The 19110-nt window shown below is 70.5% G+C and carries 16 protein-coding genes; 12 read left to right on the top strand and 4 right to left on the bottom strand.

The features are described 5' to 3' along the window. The first annotated feature begins 9 nt into the window (after window positions 1-9). From ACQEWB_RS07920 to ACQEWB_RS07905, 4 genes are all read left to right on the top strand, one after another. Window positions 10-456, top strand: coding sequence for a PH domain-containing protein (locus tag ACQEWB_RS07920; RefSeq protein WP_432828484.1), 447 nt, complete (start codon window positions 10-12; stop codon window positions 454-456). A gap of 138 nt (window positions 457-594) precedes the next feature. Next, complete coding sequence (locus tag ACQEWB_RS07915) at window positions 595-1938, top strand: hemolysin family protein (protein ID WP_432843686.1); 1344 nt, start codon at window positions 595-597, stop codon at window positions 1936-1938. Next, window positions 1935-3020 (top strand): hemolysin family protein, encoded by a 1086-nt coding sequence (locus tag ACQEWB_RS07910; protein WP_432828482.1) that lies wholly within the window; start codon window positions 1935-1937, stop codon window positions 3018-3020. The genes ACQEWB_RS07915 and ACQEWB_RS07910 overlap by 4 nt, the downstream gene beginning before the upstream one ends. A gap of 134 nt (window positions 3021-3154) precedes the next feature. Then, entirely contained in the window at window positions 3155-4966 is a 1812-nt protein-coding gene (locus tag ACQEWB_RS07905; protein WP_432828480.1) for an RICIN domain-containing protein, read from the top strand. Window positions 4967-5040: 74 nt separating this feature from the next. Here ACQEWB_RS07905 and ACQEWB_RS07900 read toward each other — a convergent pair whose 3' ends face one another. Beyond that, window positions 5041-6900 (bottom strand): AAA family ATPase, encoded by a 1860-nt coding sequence (locus tag ACQEWB_RS07900; protein ID WP_432828478.1) that lies wholly within the window; start codon window positions 6898-6900, stop codon window positions 5041-5043. A gap of 425 nt (window positions 6901-7325) precedes the next feature. Beyond that, on the bottom strand, window positions 7326-7979 hold the full coding sequence (locus ACQEWB_RS07895) for a uridine kinase family protein (protein WP_432828476.1): 654 nt from the start codon (window positions 7977-7979) through the stop codon (window positions 7326-7328). A 176-nt stretch (window positions 7980-8155) separates the two neighbouring features. Between ACQEWB_RS07895 and ACQEWB_RS07890 the strand changes: the two genes are divergently transcribed. The 5 genes from ACQEWB_RS07890 (at window position 8156) to ACQEWB_RS07870 (ending at window position 13185) form a co-directional block, all read left to right on the top strand. After that, on the top strand, window positions 8156-9106 hold the full coding sequence (locus ACQEWB_RS07890) for a hypothetical protein (protein WP_432828474.1): 951 nt from the start codon (window positions 8156-8158) through the stop codon (window positions 9104-9106). A gap of 54 nt (window positions 9107-9160) precedes the next feature. After that, the gene (locus ACQEWB_RS07885) at window positions 9161-10615 is read left to right on the top strand and encodes an amino acid permease (RefSeq protein WP_432843684.1); all 1455 of its coding nucleotides are present in this window, start codon (window positions 9161-9163) and stop codon (window positions 10613-10615) included. A 153-nt stretch (window positions 10616-10768) separates the two neighbouring features. After that, window positions 10769-12121 (top strand): peptidase C39 family protein, encoded by a 1353-nt coding sequence (locus tag ACQEWB_RS07880; protein WP_432828472.1) that lies wholly within the window; start codon window positions 10769-10771, stop codon window positions 12119-12121. Window positions 12122-12264: 143 nt separating this feature from the next. After that, window positions 12265-12405, top strand: a complete 141-nt coding sequence (locus tag ACQEWB_RS07875) for an SCO1431 family membrane protein (RefSeq protein ID WP_432828470.1) — start codon at window positions 12265-12267, stop codon at window positions 12403-12405. A gap of 120 nt (window positions 12406-12525) precedes the next feature. After that, window positions 12526-13185 (top strand): TetR/AcrR family transcriptional regulator, encoded by a 660-nt coding sequence (locus tag ACQEWB_RS07870; RefSeq protein WP_432828468.1) that lies wholly within the window; start codon window positions 12526-12528, stop codon window positions 13183-13185. A 51-nt stretch (window positions 13186-13236) separates the two neighbouring features. On the opposite strand, the gene ACQEWB_RS07865 is transcribed toward ACQEWB_RS07870, so the two are convergent. After that, window positions 13237-14469, bottom strand: a complete 1233-nt coding sequence (locus ACQEWB_RS07865) for a glycoside hydrolase family 18 protein (protein ID WP_432828466.1) — start codon at window positions 14467-14469, stop codon at window positions 13237-13239. 347 nt (window positions 14470-14816) lie between these two features. Here ACQEWB_RS07865 and ACQEWB_RS07860 point away from each other — a divergent pair, with 347 nt between their 5' ends. From ACQEWB_RS07860 to ACQEWB_RS07850, 3 genes are all read left to right on the top strand, one after another. Then, window positions 14817-15989, top strand: coding sequence for an acyl-CoA dehydrogenase family protein (locus ACQEWB_RS07860; RefSeq protein WP_432828464.1), 1173 nt, complete (start codon window positions 14817-14819; stop codon window positions 15987-15989). A gap of 351 nt (window positions 15990-16340) precedes the next feature. Next, complete coding sequence (locus ACQEWB_RS07855) at window positions 16341-17498, top strand: hypothetical protein (RefSeq protein ID WP_432828462.1); 1158 nt, start codon at window positions 16341-16343, stop codon at window positions 17496-17498. A gap of 13 nt (window positions 17499-17511) precedes the next feature. Continuing rightward, entirely contained in the window at window positions 17512-18609 is a 1098-nt protein-coding gene (locus tag ACQEWB_RS07850) for a phosphotransferase family protein (protein WP_432828460.1), read from the top strand. A gap of 10 nt (window positions 18610-18619) precedes the next feature. Here ACQEWB_RS07850 and ACQEWB_RS07845 read toward each other — a convergent pair whose 3' ends face one another. After that, window positions 18620-19057 (bottom strand): hypothetical protein, encoded by a 438-nt coding sequence (locus ACQEWB_RS07845; protein WP_432828458.1) that lies wholly within the window; start codon window positions 19055-19057, stop codon window positions 18620-18622. Between the last annotated feature and the right edge of the window lie 53 nt (window positions 19058-19110).

Genomic DNA, 19110 nt, shown 5'->3' with positions numbered 1-19110 from the left:
GTACCGCAGATGTCCTCCGACCTGCCCGCCCTGCCCGTCACCTTCCGCCCGGGCCGCACCCGTGCCGTGCTGATGGCCGCCGGTGCCACCATCTTCGTGACCATCACGGTGATCGCGCTGCTGCTGGACCAGCTCAGCCCGGGCGAGCGCCTGAGCTTCGTCTTCACGGCCGCCCTCCTCGCCGGTGTCCTGTTCCTGCTGGCGCGCGTGAAGGTCGTCGCCGACGAGTCCGGCGTCACTGTGCAGAACATCACCAGCAGGCGTCGGCTGGAGTGGGCCGAGATCGTCCAGGTCAACCTCCGGCCCGGCGACCCGTGGGTGTTCCTCAACCTCAGCGACGGCACCAGCCTGCCCACACTCGGCATCCAGCCGGGCATCGCCAAGGAGCACGCGATCGCCGACGCCCGTGCCCTGCGGGCGCTCGTCGAGGATCGTGCCCCGAGGGATCTGCCGTAGAGACCCTTGTCTTGATTAATCTGTTGGCGGAGGCGTTTTTCCGGCGCCTCCGCCGCTTCGTGTTCCTGCTACCCGAGGAGTGACTCCCTCCAGCGATGGACGGATCGTCCTGTAGTACCTGCGCCGCCCCCTCACGACATACCGAGGCGGCGGCATCATGACCACCCCCTGCTGCTCCTGGGAGCGGCCCTCCTGCTGATTCTCGCCAACGGCTTCTTCGTGGCCGCCGAGTTCGGCCTAGTCACGGTCGAGTCGACGGACGCCGAGAAAGCCGCCGCCGAGGGCGACAAGCGAGCCCGCAGGGTCGCGGAGTCCCTCAAGGAGCTGTCCTTCCAGCTCTCCGGCACCCAACTCGGCATCACCATCACCTCCCTGGTCGTCGGCATGCTCGCCGAGCCGGCCCTCGCCGAGCTGCTGCACGGCCCGTTCACCGCGATCGGCATCCCCGAGGGCGCGGTCTCCGGGGTCGCGGTGGTGGTCGGCATGCTGCTGGCCTCCGCCGTGCAGATGGTGATCGGCGAACTCGTGCCCAAGAACTGGGCGGTGTCCAAGCCCATGCAGGTCGCCCGCTTCGTGGCCGGCCCGCAGCACGCCTTCGCGAGCCTCTTCCGCCCGGTCATCGCCGCGCTGAACGCCGTCGCCAACCGCCTCGTCCGAGCCTTGGGCGTCGAGCCCGCCGAGGAGCTGGCCTCCGCCCGCACCCCCGGCGAACTCGTCTCCCTCGCCCGGCACTCCGCGCAGGCCGGCGCCCTGGAACAGGACACCGCGGACCTCTTCGTACGGACCCTGTCGCTGGCCGAGCTGACCGCGCAGCACGTCATGACCCCGCGGGTGAAGGTCAGCGCGCTCCAGTCCTCGGCCACCGCCGAGGACGTGGTCAACCTGACCCGTGCCACCGGCCTGTCCCGCTTCCCCGTCTACAAGGAGAAGATCGACGAGGTCGTCGGCATGGTCCACCTCAAGGACGCCCTCGCGGTCCCCGCGCACGAGCGCCTGCGCACCCCGGTCGGCCGTATCGCCCGCCCGGCCCTGCTGGTCCCCGAGACCCTGCCGGTCCAGCCGCTCCTCGCCCAGCTGCGCAGCGAGCAGCCCATCGCGGTCGTCGTCGACGAGTACGGCGGTACGGCCGGCGTGGTGACCCTGGAGGACATCGTCGAGGAGATCGTCGGCGAGGTCCGCGACGAGCACGACGGCCAGGACGTGCCCGAACTCGCCGCCGCCCCGCCGGAGGACGGCAGGCCCGCCTGGGACGCCGACGGCAGCTGCCGGGTCGACATCCTCCAGCGCATAGGCCTCGATGTGCCCGAGGGGCCGTACGAGACCGTCGCCGGACTCGTCGCCGACCTGCTCGGCCGGATCCCGGCCGCGGGCGACAAGGCCGAACTGCCGGGCTGGCGGCTCACCGTGCGCCGGGTCGGCCACTACCGGGCCGAGCGCGTCCGCCTGGTGCGGACCGGGTCGGTCGTGGAGGTCGCCCGATGAGCGTGCTCCAACTCCTGTTCGCCGGACTGCTCGTACTCGCCAACGGCTTCTTCGTCGGCGCCGAGTTCGCCCTGGTCTCCGTCCGCCGCAGCCAGATCGAACCGCTCGGCACGGCGAGGGCCCGTCAGGTGCTGTACGGCCTCGAGCGCCTCCCGCAGATGATGGCCGCGGCCCAGTTCGGCATCACGGTCTGCTCCCTCACCCTCGGCGCGGTCGCCGAACCGACCGTCGCGCACCTGCTGGAACCGGTCTTCGAGGCGATCCACCTGCCGGACGGCATGATCCACCCGCTGGGTTACGTCATCGCCCTGGCCGCGGTGGTCTTCTTCCACCTCGTCATCGGCGAGATGGTCCCGAAGAACCTGGCGATGGCGGCGCCGGAGAAGGCCGCCGTGTGGCTCGCCCCCGGTCTGGTCGCCTTCGCCCGCGTCTGCAAGCCGATCACCATCGCGCTCGGCGCGGTGGCCCAGGCCATCCTGCGGCTCTTCCACGTCGAGCCGAAAGACGAGGTCGAGGCCGTCTTCACCAGCGAGCAGCTCAACCGCCTGGTGGAGGACTCCGGCCAGGCGGGCCTCCTCGACCCCGAGGAGCAGGAACGCCTGGAGGACGCGCTGGAGCTGGGCTCCCGCCCGGTGACGGACGTACTGCTCGGCCGCGAGTCCCTGGTGACGGTCCCGCCGTCGGTCACCCCGGGCCAGATCGTCGCCCTCACCGCCCGCACCGGCTACTCCCGTTTCCCGGTCGCCGCGGAGAAGGGCGCCTTCATGGGCTACCTGCACGTGAAGGACGTACTCGACCTGGAGGACTCGGAACGCGCGGTACCGCAGCAGCTGTGGCGCCCGATGACGACCCTCCGCTCCGAACTGCCCCTGGACGACGCGCTCACGGTGATGCGCCGGGCCGCCACGCACCTGGCGCAGGTCGCCGACGCGTCCGGCAAGGTGCTGGGGCTGGTGGCGCTGGAGGACGTACTGGAGCTGCTGGTCGGCGAGGTGACCGACCCGGCGCACCGGAAGGCGCCGGCGGTGAAGGTCACGGAGCCGCGCGGGAGCGGGGAGCCGGAGCAGGCCCTGGCGGGGTGACCGACGGCGGCAACCTTTTCGACGTCTGTGACGACCAGTGCACGAACATCCACTGACTGGTCCTGACACCGATCCGCGCACGGGCACGTCCGGCCGCCCGTGCGCGGTGAGAGAGAAGACAGACGTTGAAACTGTTGAAACGAAAATGGGCTCTTGTGGCCGGGGTGCTGGCGCTGATCTCGGCGGCGGCGGTCTCGGTACCGCTGTTCGCCCAGACCGTGAGTGCCACGGCGACGGCGTTCTCCACGACGCTGGTCAGCAGGGTCGGGGCGCTGTGCGCGGACGCGCCGAGCGGCACGGCGGCCAATAGCCGCAAGCTGGTCGTCTCGGTGTGCAGTGGCGGTGCCGGACAGGCCTTCGCCTTCAAGCCGGTCACCGGCAAGGACGACACCTACACGATCGGCACCCGGAACGCGCATGAGTGCGTCGACGTGGCGGGCCGGTCGACGGCCGACAACGCCGCGGTCATCCAGTACGCGTGCACCGGTCGGACCAACCAGCAGTTCCGCCTGCGCGCGGCGTCGGGCTCGACATCGAGCGCGGGCTACAACCTGGTGGCCGTGCACTCGGGCAAGTGTGTCGCCGTCGGCAAGGACGCCAGGACGGCGGGTACGGCGCTGGTCCAGTCGCCCTGCACCGCGAAGCGCACGTGGCTGGTGCCCAAGTCCACCGCCGGTCCGAGCGCCGGCGCGACCAGCGGCGCCTCGGCCGGCACCACCCCGAGCCCGGCCCGGTCCAGCGCCGCCCCCAGCCCGACCAAGACCTCCGCCTCCCCGACGGCGTCGCCGGTCGCCGCGGGCGCCTGCGCACGGTCCGTCGGATCGTCGCCGGTGGTGAAGACGACCCAGGTCGACCTCGGGGTGTCCGTCACCGGATACGGAGGCCAGTCCGACACCGACCCGCTGCCCATGGCGATGGCGGCCACCCCGTCCGGCCGTTCCTGGCTGGCCTGGCTCGGCACGGACGGCAAGGTGTACCTGGGCAACCTCGACTGCGCCGACCACCTGGTCGGCACGCCCAGCAGCTTCACCGGCATCGACCTCCAGGACGTCGCGGCCGACGCCGACGGCGGTGTGCTGCTGCTGACCCGCAAGGGCGACTGCCACACGGGCCCGCTGTGCGGCGGCAGTTCCAGCCCGTGCAACACCATGTGGATGATCCGCTTCGACAACTCCGGGCACCAGGTCTGGGAGCAGCAGGTCACGAACCTGAGCAGCAGCCGGGGCGGCTACGACGACGGTGCCCGCTTCGTCTGGTGGTACCAGCACCACGGCCGGCTCGCCTACGACGGCACCAACTACGCGGCGTACTTCTCCGATGCCGTCACCGTGCAGAACGGCAAGTGCGTCGACATCCACGAAGGCGACCGGATGCAGGTGGTCGGACCGACCGGGGCTCTGCTGTCCGGTCACGACAGCTTCGAACTCGGCTGTAGCCACAGCTGGGACACCCACATGGTCTGGGATCCGAAGGCGGGCCATTTCGTGATGGTCTGCGCAACCGACAACAACTGCCGGATAGCGCAGCCGGCCGGCTACCGGACGGTGGCTTCGGGCACCTGTGACGGCACCCTGTTCGGCGGCGACATCGTCCTGTCGAGCAACGCCGGGTACTGGGTCGGGTGGAGCCAGGGAGGCCGGGCGCGGCTGGACCACTTCAGCACCGGTGCCTCCGACAGGACCGTCCAGACCTCGGCCGCCGCCGCCCATCCGCACCTCGTCGGCTACGGTCACCGGATGCTGCTGGCCTGGGCGTCCGGCTCGAAGATGGCCGCGCAGGTGTACGACTCCGGTACGGGTGCCACGGTGGGCGGCCAGTTCCCGGTCGACGTGCCCGACCACGCCTACATGTCCTTCAAGGCTTACTCGGACGGCAGCGCGGCCTACGCGGCCGCCGGCAGCGGCGGTAGCTCGATCGTCATCGCCCGCGTGATGCCGATGAGCTGATCGCGAGTTCGCGAGTTCGCGAGTTCGCGAGTTCGCGAGGGGTGGGGGCTGGGGGCCGGGGAGCCAGTGCTATGTCACATAGCACTGGGATCCTGCGGCCCCCGCCCCGACAGCACCTCCCCGTACGCCTGCATCAGATCCGGCAGCCGCAACGTCGACAAGTCGTCCCGCGACAGCATCCCGGGATACGTCGTCAGCCGCAGATCCCGGTACGCGCAGCTCTTCTCGTACAGGGTGCGCAGGAACCGCCCGTTGCCCAGCTCGTCGATCCAGCCCTGGTCCACCACGTGCCCGGCGATGGACCGCAGCTCGTCCAGGGCCTCCTCGTCCCACACGTCGCCGTTCTCCGCCGCCAGCACCTCGCCGATCGAGGTGAGTTCGAGGGGGCGGTAGGACGGGAAGTCGACGCGGGTCGTGAAGCGGGAGGACAGGCCGGGGTTGGCGGCCAGCAGGCGGTCCATGCCCTCGGGATAGCCGGCCAGGATCACGACCAGGTGATCCCGGTTGTCCTCGGCCCGCTTCAGCAGGACCTGGAGGGCCTCGTCGCCGTACGCGTCCCCTTTGCCGTAGCCGGAGTTGGAGAGCGAGTACGCCTCGTCGACGAAGAGGACGCCGCCGATCGCGGAGTCGATGAGTTCGTTGGCCTTCACGGCCGTCTGGCCCAGGTATTCGCCGACCAGGTCGGCCCGTTGGGCCTCGACGAGGTGGTCGCCGCCGAGCAGGCCGAGGGCGTAGAAGACCCGGCCCAGGATGCGGGCCACCGTGGTCTTGCCGGTGCCGGAGGGGCCGGAGAAGACGAAGTGCCGCTTGGGCGGCTGGACCGGCAGTCCCTGACCGGCCCGCAGCCGTGCCATGTTCAACTGCGCTGACAGCGCCTTGACCTGGCGCTTCACCGGCTCCAGGCCGACCATGCGCTCGAGCTCGGCGAGCGCCTCCTCGAGTAATGCCGGGTCGGTCGGACCGGCGGGCAGCGGCGAGCCCGGCACGCTCTTCTCGCGCACCGCCGGGTCGATCACCGACGGCACCGGCCCGACCGGCGGAAGCTCCGGCTCGGACAGCCTCAGGTCCCTGGCCTCGGTGCCGAAGAGCGGGTCGAGGGCGTCCGGGCCCTCCAGGACGTCCGGCACGCCGGCGAGGGCGATCGCCGCGAGGTCGGTCGAGTCGTCGTAGCCGTCGCCCTCGGCGATCGCCGCCAGCCGGGCCGAGGTGTCCATGAAGGCGGGGTCGACCCGGTGCACGGCCCGGTACAGGGGGAGTGCGGCGGCCGAACGGCCGGTGCCCTCGTGGGCCCGCGCCAGCCAGTACCGCAGCTCCTTGCGCTGCGGCTGCTCGCTGCGGCAGCGCATCAGGGCCGCGGCGAGCAGCGGTTCCGCCTGGCCGTACATCTCCAGCCGCACCCGGGCCATGCCGCCGAACAGGCCCGCCTCGATGCCCAGCAGGGCGTCGTCGATCAACGGGTCGGTGTGGCGGACCAGTTGATCCCAGTCCTTGACCAGATAGGCGCGGCAGGCGTGCAGGAAGCGCACCTGGTGGTCGGTGTCCACGGGCGGCAGGCCGGCCAGCGCCCGGTCGAGCTCCGGGACATGGCGGCCGTCCAGCCAGTGCGAGGCGTGCGCGAGCAGCAGGTCGCGCGGGCTCTCCAGCACCGGTTGCACCCACCAGCCCAGCCAGTACCAGGAGTTGAGCGCACGGCGGTGTCTGGTCCGCTGCTCCCCGAACCGGTCCCGGTGCCGGAACATCCGTAGTAGCGCGGTCGTCGTGTCGACGCGCAGCGCGTGCAGCCCGAGCCAGCCGTCGGCCATCCCGGGATCCATCCGGACCGCGGCCCGGAACTCCTCCTCCGCCTGCGGATAGGCGCCCATCGTGTAGGCATCCACACCTCGCAGCCAGGCGAGGTCGGCCGGGGCCTCGGGGCCCTGCGTGCCGAAGTCCATCACGTCCCCCACAAACCGTGCCCCCGTCGGTTGGTCACCGGGCCCGCCCGGTGGCCGCCTTGATCGAACCGCCGTGCCGCGGACCGGAGTTGCGGTGCGCGCACCCGCGTTCGTAGGTCGCACCCAGGGCATCGTACCTGCGGGGGTGTCGCCCGCCGAAGGGTGCCGCACAGGCCGTTTGGCGAGGTGGGAGCAGATGGGGCGGAGACCGGACGGTGACCGAGAGTGAGTGAATCAGGGCTCACGGCGTCCGGATCGGGGGGTGAGGGCAGAACGAAGCCCCCGATCACGGGGGAACAACCGGGGGCTTCGCGACAAGGGGCGGCCTCGCATGGCCGCACATTGAGAACGTAAGTCCTGTACGGCCCCCGGTCAAGCCGAGTTGGGGCACTTCGGGAAGTTCCGATGCAGGGCCCTTCACAAGTTCAGCACACTGCGGATGGCCCGTCACCGTGCGTGAGCGGCTGGTCCGGTCCAACTGTCCATCCGGGCCCCGGAAGTACCTCGTACCCCTTCTCGCACTGCCGTACCAGAAGGTCCGCGAAGGGCTTCGACGGATCCTCGGCGAAGTGCTGTTGTTCCGCCTGGACCCACCCGGCCCAGAAGTCCCGCTGCTCCGCCCCGTCCCGGAGCCGCCCCCGCGTCCAGGAGTCCTCGTGCTCCAACTCCATCCACAGCAGGTGCGCCAGGTGCGGGCGCAGTGCGCGGCGGCCCGCGCCGACGCCCTCGACGAGGATCACCGGGGCACAGGGGAGGGCGTGCGGTGGTCCGAAGTGCCGGGCGAGCCAGTCGTAGGGGGCGTAGTGCGCGGTCTCGCCGCGGCTCAGGGGCTCGATCACCTGGGTCAGGAGGCGGCCGGTCCAGGCGAACAGCTCGTCGTGGCTGGCGATGTCGTCGAGGTGCAGCACGGGGGCGTCGTCCAGCGCGCGGGCCAACTGCCCGGCGAACGTGGACTTTCCGGAGCCGGCGTGTCCGTCGACGCCGATCAGGCGGACCGGGCCGCACGAGGGCGAGAGGCGGCGGAGCCGGGAGGCGAGGTCGTGAATGGTCGTTCCTTGGCCGGTCGGAGGGAGAGGCATATTCGACGGGAACATTCTAGTGGCGGATGAAATCAGGACGTATCGACGGTCCTGGAATTTGGTGTCCCATTGAACTAGTTCAACATTATGGAAATGGCGTTCCGGTTGCCTCCGCCGCTGAGTAGGGTGCCAGGTGCACAACTGCCGGGAGCCGTAACGGGGATGGACAGGAGCAGATGGCCGCGGGGTTATTCGAAGGGCAGTATGTCTGGCATCCGGCGGCCGACGACCGCGTCCTGGCGAGCGTGAGCGTGGATGTGCGGGCCGGCCGCTACCGCAGCGCCCGGGAAGCCCTCGTCGACACCCGCGGCGACCACGCGCTGCGCGCCCACCGCTCACTCGTCCTCGCCTCCGAGGCCGCCGACTCCGACCTCACCGAGCGCTGGCTGGCCGAGGAGCCCGGCCCCGAGGCCGCGCTGATGTGGGCCCGGGTGGCCGTGCTGCGGGCGGTGCGCGCGGCCGACGCGCGGGACCAGCGGGCGCCGGCCCTGGAGCGGATCGCGCTGGCCGCCTGTGACCGGGCCGCGCGCACCGACCCCGCCGATCCGACGCCCTGGGCGGCCCGGCTCGCCATGGCCCGGCTGCACCGCCCCATCGACCCCGCCCCGCGCGGGCTGCTCACCTCGCCGCCCGGCCCCTGGCGCCTGTTCGCGCACGTCCTGTCCCTCGACCCCTGGCACCGCGAGGCCCACCACCGCTTCCTGGCCTGCTTCTTCACCCGGCACGGCGGTTCGGTCAACGCCGCCTGGGACGTCGCCGCCTTCCTCGGCCAGCGCGCCCCCGCCGACTCCCCGCTACGCCTGCTTCCGCTGGTCGCCCTGGTGGAGAGCTACAACCCGACCCAGCTGCTCGCCGACCACGTCTGGGAGCAGCCGCAGTGGCGCTCCACGGCCCTCGCGATCTACCGGAACTGGCTGCCCACGGTGGCCGGTTACCGCTTCACCCCGGTCCTCGACCTGGCCTACCTCGCGCACGCCCTGGTCATGGGCGAGCGCGAGTTCGAGGCGCGGGCGGTCTTCGCCGCGATGGGCCCGTACGCCTCCCGCATGCCCTGGTCCGCCTTCGGTGACCCGGCGGAGCAGCTCTCCCGCGCCCGCCGCGCGTGCGGACTCCCTGTCCCCCCGTAGAAAGGCAGACCCGTGGCGGAACAGATAGCGGACGACGACGCCGTACTCCACGAGATGGGCTATCCGAGAAAACTGACCCGCCGCTTCCAGGCATTCGACAATTTCGCCATCTCCTTCACCATCATCAACATCATCTCGGGAATCTTCTCCGGCTTCGGATTCGGCATGAACGCGGGTGGCCCCCGCATTCTCGTCTTCGGCTGGATCGGCGTCTCCGTGATGGTGCTCTTCGTCGGACTCGCGATGGCGGAAGTCGCCTCCGCCTATCCGACGAGCGGGGCGCTGTATTTCTCCGCCGGGAAACTCGCCAAGAAGCACAAGGGCGCCTGGTCCTGGTACACGGGCTGGCTCAACTTCGTCGGCCAGGTCGGCGGCACGGCCGCCACCGGCTACGCCGCCGCCACCTTCGTCCAGGCCTTCATCGCCCTCCAGTGGCCCTCGTACGTGCCGACCGCCCACCAGACGGTGCTGATCACGGCCCTGATCGTGGTGGTGCAGGGGCTCGCCAACACCTACACCGTCCAGCTGGTCGCCGTCCTCAACCGGATCTCCGTGTGGTGGCTGCTGATCGGCCTGGTGGTGATCGTGACCGCCCTGATCGTCGGCCCCGACCAGCACCGGTCGGCGTCCTTCGTCACGCATTTCGCCAACAACACCGGCTTCACGAGCGGCCTTTACGGCGGGATGCTCGGCCTGCTCGTCACCAGCTGGACGTTCACCGGCTTCGACGGCAGCTTCCACATGTCCGAGGAAACCGTGCGGGCCACGGTCAACGCGCCCAGGGGGATCACCCGGGCCATCGGCTACTCGGCGATCACCGGCCTGATCCTGATGCTCGCTCTGGTCTACAGCATTCACGACTACGGCAAAGTGGCGAGCGCGTCCGCTCCGCCCGTCCAGATCCTGATCGACGGCCTGGGACTCGGCACGGCCAAGGTGCTCCTGCTGATCGTGATCGGCGCCATGCTCTTCTGCGGACTGGCCAATCTCACCAGCAACACCCGGCAGATCTTCGCCTTCTCCCGGGACGGCGCCATGCCCGGCTCCCGCTGGTGGCACTCGGTCTCACCACGCACCCGTACACCGGTGAAGGCCGTCTGGCTCGCGGTCGGCTGCTCGCTGGCGCTGGTCCTGCCCGGCTGGTGGTCGCACACGGCGTTCACCGCGATCGTCAGCGTCAACGTCGTCGGGCTCTTCCTCGCGTACGCCGTGCCGGTCCTGCTCCGGCTGCGGCTGGGCGCGGAGTTCCAGCCGGGGCCGTGGCACCTCGGCCGCTGGAGCCGGCCCGTCGGGGTGATCGCGGTGGCCTGGATCCTGCTCAGCAGCGTGCTGTTCATGCTCCCGCAGGCCTCGCCGATCACCGTGGACTCCTTCAACTACGCGCCGATCGCCCTGGCCGCCGTCCTCCTGATCGCCACGGTCTGGTGGTTCGCCACCGCCCGCCGCCGCTTCCAGGGACCGGTCAGTTACGGCCGTCCCGACGAGGTCGCCGCCATGGACCTGGTCTGAGGTCCCGGACGGCCGTGCAGGTCATGCCAGTGGTGGAGACCAATATTGCTGGGCGTGGCACCGGCCGAAGTGCTGGCAGGACGCCCTGCCCGCGGCCATAGTGGGCGCATTCCGCACCTGCCCCGACTCGGACACCTGGGGGTCATGCCACCCATGAGCAGAGCCGAACAGCCGTCCCGCAGAACCGTCCTCGCCGCCGCGGTGGCCGCCGCGGTCGCGGCCCCGGCCTTCACCGCCGGCACGGCCGACGCCTCGGACGCCGCCGAGGACCCGGCCCCGCCGGTCGACTACCGCTCCTGGACCTCGTACAAGGACTGGCGCAGCGGCACCGCCAAGGGCACCCGTGCCCTCGCCGGTGTCCGCCCCGGCCTGGTGATCGCCACCCCGGCCGGCACGACCGACTACACCGACCCGCACACCGGTACGACCGCCGGCTGGGAGTACGCGACCTGGACGTCCCCCGTCCACCGGCTGAGCGTCCCCTCGACCGAGGCGATCGCGTCGTGGAACGCGCACACCCCGGCCGGCACCTGGCTCCAGGTCGAGCTGCACGGCACGTACTCGGACGGCATCGCCACCCCCTGGTACGTGATGGGCCGCTGGGCGGCCGGCGACCAGGACATCAAGCGGACCTCGGTGGACGACCAGACGGACAACAAGAGCACCATCTGGACGGACACCTTCGCCATCGACGACGCGACGACCGGCCTGCGCCTGGTCTCGTACCGCCTGCGCCTCACCCTCTACCGCAGGCCCGGCACCGAGCTCACCCCCACCGTGTGGCGCCTGGGCGCGATGGGCTCCGACATCCCGGACCGCTTCACCGTCCCCGCCTCCACCCCGGGCCTGTCCGGGGAGCTGATCGTTCCGCGCTACTCGCAGGAGATCCACAAGGGCCAGTACCCCGAGTACGACAACGGCGGCGAGGCCTGGTGCAGCCCCACCTCGTCCCAGATGATCATCGAGTACTGGGGCGGCAGGCTCACCCCCGAGCAACTGGCCTGGGTGGACCCGAGCTACGCCGACCCGCAGGTGGACCACGCGGCCCGCTTCACCTTCGACTACCAGTACCAGGGCTGCGGCAACTGGCCCTTCAACGCTGCCTATGCGGCCACGTACAAGGACCTACAGGGCGTGGTCACCCGGCTCGGCTCGCTCACCGATCTGGAGACGCTGATCGCGGCCGGGATCCCGGCCATAACGTCCCAGTCGTTCCTCAAGGAGGAGCTGACGGGGGCGGGTTACGGCACCTCCGGGCACCTGATGACGGTGATCGGCTTCACGGCCGACGGCGATGTGATCGCCAACGACCCGTTCTCGTCCGACGACGAGGCGGTGCGGCGCGTCTACCGGCGGCGCGAGTGGGAGAACATCTGGCTGCGCACCAAGCGCTACAACGCCTCCGGCAAGGTCGTCTCCGGCACCGGCGGGGTCTGTTACCTGTACTTCCCGGCGCGTCCCACGGCCCACCAGTGCAGGGCGCTCGAGGCGGTCGGCGTGCGCTGAGGCACCCGCTCACCTGCGAAGGCCCCGGGAAACCGGGGCCTTTCCGCTGTGACCAACGTCTCTGCCGCAAAAGCCGTTCCAGGTGGCAAGGTGGACAGAACCCTGGGGGGAGTCCACCGCACACCCGACCTCAGCGAGACGCCATGACCACACAGACAGTTGCCGCCGCCCGCACCCGCACCGGCGGTCCCAAGGACGCCGGCCCGAAGGTCTTCGAGCACGTCATGGGCTGGACCCTCGTCGTGGTCCTCGCGATGCTCGTCACCCAGCTCGGCCTGCTGTGATCCGACCCACGAGGCCCCGGTCCCGCCGGTTCCCGCGAGATCGATCAGACTCGAACGAGCGGGGACGGTTGTTCTGACATACTGCGGATGTCCCAGCGCCCGTCTAGACCAGGGTCGACATTGAAGATCAGCGAACAGAGCGACAACGCCCGCCCGAAGGCCCGGGGCACCGAGCGTTCGCTGGCGCGGCGCGCCGAACTCATCGCCATCGGGCGGAAGTTGTTCGCGGACACGTCCTACGACACCCTCTCCATGGACGACATCGCCCGCCAGGCCCATGTCGCCAAGGGGCTGATCTACTACTACTTCCAGTCCAAGCGCGGCTACTACCTGGCGATCATCCACGACTCCGTCGCCGACCTGGTCAACTTCGCGTCGAGCGAGATCGAACTGGAGCAACTCGACCGGGTCCACCGCACGATGGAGGGCTATCTGCGCTACGCCGAGCACAACCAGGCGGCGTTCCGCGCGATCGTCAGCGGTGGTGTCGGCTTCGACGCCGAGGTGCACGCCATCCGGGACGGGGTGCGCGACGCGATCGTCGCGACCGTCGCCGAGGGGGCGTACGGCCGTACCGACATCTCCCCGATCGCGCGCATGGGCCTGTTCTCCTGGGTGTGCAGCGTGGAGGGGGCCACCCTCGACTGGATCGACCGCCCCCGGCTCACCCGCGACAAGATGCGCGAACTCCTGGTCAAGACCCTCGGCGGCGCCATGCGGGCCATCGAGGAACTGGACCCCGACTACCCCACGCCCGCCCCCGCCCGCCGCGACACCTGAACGAGGGGCGGAGGCTCCCGCGCCCCCACCCCAAGTCCCTGACCTCCGCGGCTAGTTGATCGCCTTGATCAACTCCCCGTTCGCGGTGTCCCCGCTCAGCTCCCAGAAGAACGTACCGCCGAGCCCCTGCTGGTTCTTGTACGTCATCTTCGTCCCGATGGTGGCGGGCGTGTCGTAACTCCACCAGTCGCTGCCGCACTTGGCGTAGGCGGTGCCGCCCACCGTGCCGGTCGCCGGGCACTTGGTCTTGAGCACCTTGTAGTCGTCAATGCCCTGTTCGTACGTCCCCGCCGCCGGGCCGGTCGCGGTGCCGCCGGGCGCAGCCTGGGTCACGCCGGTCCAGCCGCGGCCGTAGAAACCGATGCCGAGCAGCAGTTTCGAGGCCGGGATGCCGAGGCCCTTGAGCTTGGCGATCGTCGCCGAGGTGTAGAAGTTCGCCTTCGGGATGCCGGAGTAGGAGTTCAGCGGCGAGTGCGGAGCCGTCGGCCCGCTCGCGTCCCAGGCGCCGAAGTAGTCGTACGTCATCGGGTTGTACCAGTCGACGTACTGGGCTGCTCCGGCGTAGTCGGCAGCGTCGATCTTGCCGCCGCCGGTGGCGTCCGCGGTGATGGCCGCGGTGACCAGCGAACTGCTCCCGAACTTCGAACGCAGCGCCGCCATCAGGTTCTTGAAGGCGTCGCGCCCGCTGGTGTCACAGGTGTTGCCGCAGGCGTTCGGGTACTCCCAGTCGATGTCGATGCCGTCGAAGACACCCGCCCACTTGGAGTTCTTCACCAGGTCGTAGCAGGACTGGGCGAACGCGGCCGGGTTCTTCGCGGCCTCGCCGAACCCGCTCGACCAGGTCCAACCCCCGAAGGACCAGAGGACCTTGAGCCCCGGGTGCTTCTTCTTCAGCTTCAGCAGCTGGTTGAAGTTGCCGCGCAGCGGCTGGTCCCAGGTGTCGGCGACGCCGTCCACCGACTCGGCCGTGGTGTACGCCCGGTCGGTCGCCGCGTAGGAGTCGCCCATGGCGCACTTGCCGCCGGTGACGTTGCCGAAGGCGTAGTTGATGTGCGTGAGTTTCGCCGCCGAGCCGGAGGTCTCGACGTTCTTGACGAGGTACTTGCGGTCGTAGGTGCCCCATTCGGTGAAGTAGCCGACGACCTTGGAGCCGGCGGCCTGCTGGGCCGAGGGTTTCGCGGCGGCGGTGCCCGCGCCGACGAGCAGCCCGGCGCCGAGGACCGCGCAACACGCGGCGGACATGAGCGCCCGGAAAGAGGCGCGGGGGAGGTGCGGAACGTGCATCGGGTGTCTCCTCGTGGGGGAGAGGGGAACGCGCGCCGATTGGCATGAACGCGGTAAAGCGTTGGTCATGAACATTAGGAGGACTAGACCAGTCCGGTCAATGGTGCGGACCAATTTCACGGTCGTTCGGTACGGCTTCCGTTCGGCCCGGGATACTCTTGAAGTAAGCGGTCGTTAACTGGTGACTGGCAGCCTCCGATCGGGCATACTCACAGCGCAGAGTCGCTGGTCAGCAGCTTCCGAGACCCGGAAGCGGAGCATCGGCCAGACCCAGTACGACCCGGCGGCGCCGCCCCACCCAAGGCGCTCGTCCGCCGAACGCCCGACACAGGGAGGAGAGCGTCGCCATGCCCGACCGCGCCCCGCAGCCGGTGGACCGGCAACTGCCCACGGACGAGGCCCGGGAGCTGATCTCGCTGGTCCGCGACATCGCCCGGCGTGAGATCGCCCCGCAGGCGGCCGAGGAGGAGGACGCCGGACGCTTCCCGCGAGAGGTCTTCACCCTGCTCTCGGAGTCGGGACTGCTCGGACTGCCCTACGACTCCGAACACGGCGGCGGCGACCAGCCGTACGAGGTCTACCTCCAGGTCCTCGAAGAGCTCGCCGCGGCCCGCCTCACCGTCGGCCTCGGCGTCAGCGTCCACACCCTCGCCTCCTACGCGCTCGCCGCCTACGGCACCAAGGAGCAGCAGGTCGAGCACCTGCCGGCGATGCTGAGCGGGGGCCTGCTGGGCGCCTACTGCCTCTCCGAGCCGTCGTCCGGCTCCGATGCGGCTTCCCTTCGTACGAAGGCCGTTCGCGACGGCGAGGAGTGGGTGATCACCGGCACCAAGGCCTGGATCACCCATGGCGGGATCGCCGACTTCTACACGGTCATGGCCCGCACCGGCGAGGACGGGGCGCGTGGCATCAGCGCCTTCCTGGTGCCCGGTGACGCCGCGGGGCTGAGCGGTGCGGCGCCTGAGAAGAAGATGGGCATGAAGGGCTCGCCCACCGCGCAGGTCCACTTCGACGGGGTGCGGGTGCCGGACGAGCGGCGCATCGGGGAGGAGGGGCAGGGCTTCGCGATCGCGCTGTCGGCGCTCGACTCCGGCCGGCTCGGCATCGCGGCCTGCGCGATCGGCCTCGCCCAGGCGGCGCTCGACGAGGCGGTCGCGTACGCCACCGGGCGGCAGCAGTTCGGGCGCCCGATCGCCGACTTCCAGGGCCTGCGCTTCATGCTGGCCGACATGGCCACCCAGATCGAGGCCGGACGTGCCCTGTACCTGGCGGCGGCCCGGCTGCGGGACGCCGGGCGCCCGTTCGCCAAGCAGGCGGCCATGGCCAAGCTGCACTGCACCGACACCGCGATGAAGGTGACCACCGACGCCGTCCAGGTGCTCGGCGGGTACGGCTACACCGCCGACTTCCCCGCCGAGCGCTACATGCGGGAGGCCAAGGTGCTGCAGATCGTCGAGGGCACCAACCAGATCCAGCGGATGGTCATCGCCCGTCACCTAGCGGGTCCGGAGACCCGCTGAACTGCCCCGGGGCCACCTGCGGGGCCGCCAGCCTGACCCACTCCGGGTCGTGGCGGCCCGGCAGCGTGCGGCCCCGGTCGGCCCAGGTCCGCATCAGATCGCGGTAGATCGGCGGATCCGGGTGCTGCGGCGGCGCCAGCGGAACCGTTCCTGCGGGTGGCGGAACGAACACCCGGCGCTGACGCCCGGTCATGGTGTAGGTGGGGGTCATGCCAGGGCAACGCGGGGGTGCCCGGACAGGTCACCGATCCATGGAATCGAGCGTGAGTTCACTGCTCGTCCGGCGGCCTGTCTGGTCACCTCCGCGTTCCTGACGTACCGTCAGCCCAGCCGTCTCCAGGGAGGTTTGGCGTGGCCGACGACCGTCCCGTACCACTCGACGAGTACCCCGTGCACCAGGTCCCGCTGTCCATGAAGCACGTGGCGACCGGCGACCGGAACGCCTACGACCGCTGCATCTTCCACGTCCTCGACCACGAGGGACGCGCCCTGCTCATCGCCGGCCTCGGCGTGTATCCGAACGTCGGTGTGATCGACGCCTACGCGACCTTGCGGGTCGGTGACCGGCTGCATGCGGTGCGGGCCTCGGACGCGCTCGGCGACGACCGCATGAAGCTCGCGGTCGGACCGCTGCGGATTGAGGTCGAGGAGCCGCTGCGGCGACTGCGGCTGGTGTGCGAGGACGAGTCGCTGTCGTACGACCTGACCTGGACCGCCGAATTCCCGGCTCTGTGGGAACCCCACCACCTCCAGCGCCGCGGCGACCGGCTCACCCTCGAAGGGCGCCGCTTCGTGCAGGCGGGCGGTGTGCAGGGCGTGATCCGGGCGGCCGACGAGGAGTTCCGGGTCACCGCCGGCGGTTGGACCGGGACCCGTGACCGGAGTTGGGGCGTGCGGCCGATTCCCGGGGAGGAGGGCGGGCGGCTTGCCGAGGAGCATCCGACCGAGGGATTTCACTGGGTGTGGTGTCCGGTCCGGTTCGAGGACCGGTTCCTGATGGTGATCGTGCAGGAGGACGCGGACGGGTATCGCACGTTGAACGACGCCACCGTGGTTCACGCCAGTGCTATGTCACATACCACTGGGAGTCGTGCCAGTGCTATGTCACATAGCACTGGCACTCCCCGCGACCGCCAACTCGGCTGGCCCCTCCCCGAAATCACCTACCGCCCCGGCACCCGCCACCCCGAACGCGCCCTCATCCACCTCGGCGACCCCCGCAAACCGCAGGAGCTGGAGGTGGAGATCCTCACCTCCTCCCCGCTCGCGATCGGTGCCGGTTACCCGCCCGCCGACGACTGGCAGCACGGCACCTGGCAGGGGCGGGCCTGGACCGACAGCCGCACCTACGACCTCACCCAGCCCCACCCCCTGGCCGCGTACGGCGTCACCGACCACGCGGCGCGCTTCCGCCTCGACGGCCGGATCGGGCACGGCATCTTCGAGCACGGGTCGTTCGGACGGCACGACCCGAGCGGGTTCATGGACTTCAACTCGACGGCATCGTAAGGGGGTTCGCGAAATGGCAGCCACGGCACCCCGCCCCCGCACCAGCACCCGCGACCCGGAGGAGATCGCCCGCCGCCTCACCACCTGGCTCGGCACCCGCCTGCCCGGCGCCAAGGCGGTCGGCGTCACCGTCCCCGAGTCCAACGGCATGTCCAGCGAGACCCTGCTCTTCGACATCGAGCACCCCGAACCGCCGGTGCGGGCCTGCGCGTTGAGGCTCGCGGCGGACCCGGCGGCGTACACCGTCTTCCCGGTCTACGACATGCCGCGCCAGCACCGCACGATGCGCGTCGTCGCCGAACACACGGACCTGCCCGTGCCGAAGGTGCTGTGGCTGGAGGAGGACCCGGGCCCGCTCGGGGCGCCGTTCTTCGTCATGGAGCGCGTCGAGGGACGGGTGCCGCCGGACGTGATGCCGTACACCTACGAGGGCAACTGGCTGCACGCGGCCACCGACGCCGAGCGCGAGCGACTGGAGGCCGCCTCGGTCGGTCTGTTGGCCCGGCTGCACGACCAAGTGCCGTTGAAGGAGGCCGAGTTCCTCGCACTGCCGGGTGAGGGCGACGCCCTGCGCCGCCACGTCACCGCCCAACGCGCCTACTACGACTGGGTCGTCGACGGACGGGCCAGGTCACCGCTCATCGAGGCCGCGTTCGAACGGCTGGAGGAGCTCTGGCCCGGCGATCCCGGCACTCCGGTGCTCAACTGGGGCGACGCACGCATCGGGAACGTCGTCTACGACGGCTTCGAACCCGCGGCCGTCCTCGACTGGGAGATGGCGGCCCTGGCCCCGCGCGAGGTCGACCTCGGCTGGACCGTCTACCTGCACCGCTTCTTCCAGGACCTGACGGTCGCCTTCGGCCAGCGCGGCCTGCCCGACTTCCTGCGCCGCGACCGCGTGGAGGCCCGCTACGCCGAACTCACCGGCCACACCCCGAGCGACATGGACTTCCACACCCTGTACGCCGCCCTGCGGCACGCCATCGTCATGCTGCGCGTCGCCTACCGGCAGGTGCACTTCGGGGAATCGGCCGTCCCGGCGGATCCGGACACACTGATCCTGCACCACGGCAGCCTGCGGGCCATGGTGCAGGGCAGCTACTGGGATTGAGCGAGTCGGCTCAGGCGGCCTGACTGCGCATCACCGGCACGCGCATCGGGCGCGAGCCCGGGCCGCCGACGTGCGAGAACGGCTGGGTCCGCCAGTCGAGCCCCTGAGGGAGCGTCAACAGGAGGGCGGTGTCCTGCTCCTGGGGCTCGGCCGACTCGTCGGCGGAGCGGGCCTCGCCGGCCCTGCGGCCCGTACCGGCGCAGACGGTGAGGCCGAACGGGTTCCACGGCGAGGCGCACAGCGCGTGCTCCGGCAGCACCTCCTCGTCCGCCAGCAGCGCGATGGGCTGCGCGCAGTCCGGGCAGATCACCCGGAACATCTCGAAGGTGTCGTACGCGTCGAGTTCGTCGTCGAAGGCGTCGGGTTCGACACCCTCCGGCTCGGGCTCGACCACCACCGGCTGGAACCGCTTGGGCGCGGTGCGACCAGGGCGCTGAAGACTCTGCATGGATAACTCCCCCTTGGGCTGGGGCCGTGAAGGCGCTGCGGCCTCGACCACAG

The organism is Streptomyces sp. CA-249302 (assembly GCF_050936785.1).
Classification (GTDB): Bacteria; Actinomycetota; Actinomycetes; order Streptomycetales; family Streptomycetaceae; genus Streptomyces.
This window is presented reverse-complemented; position numbering and strand designations above follow the sequence as displayed.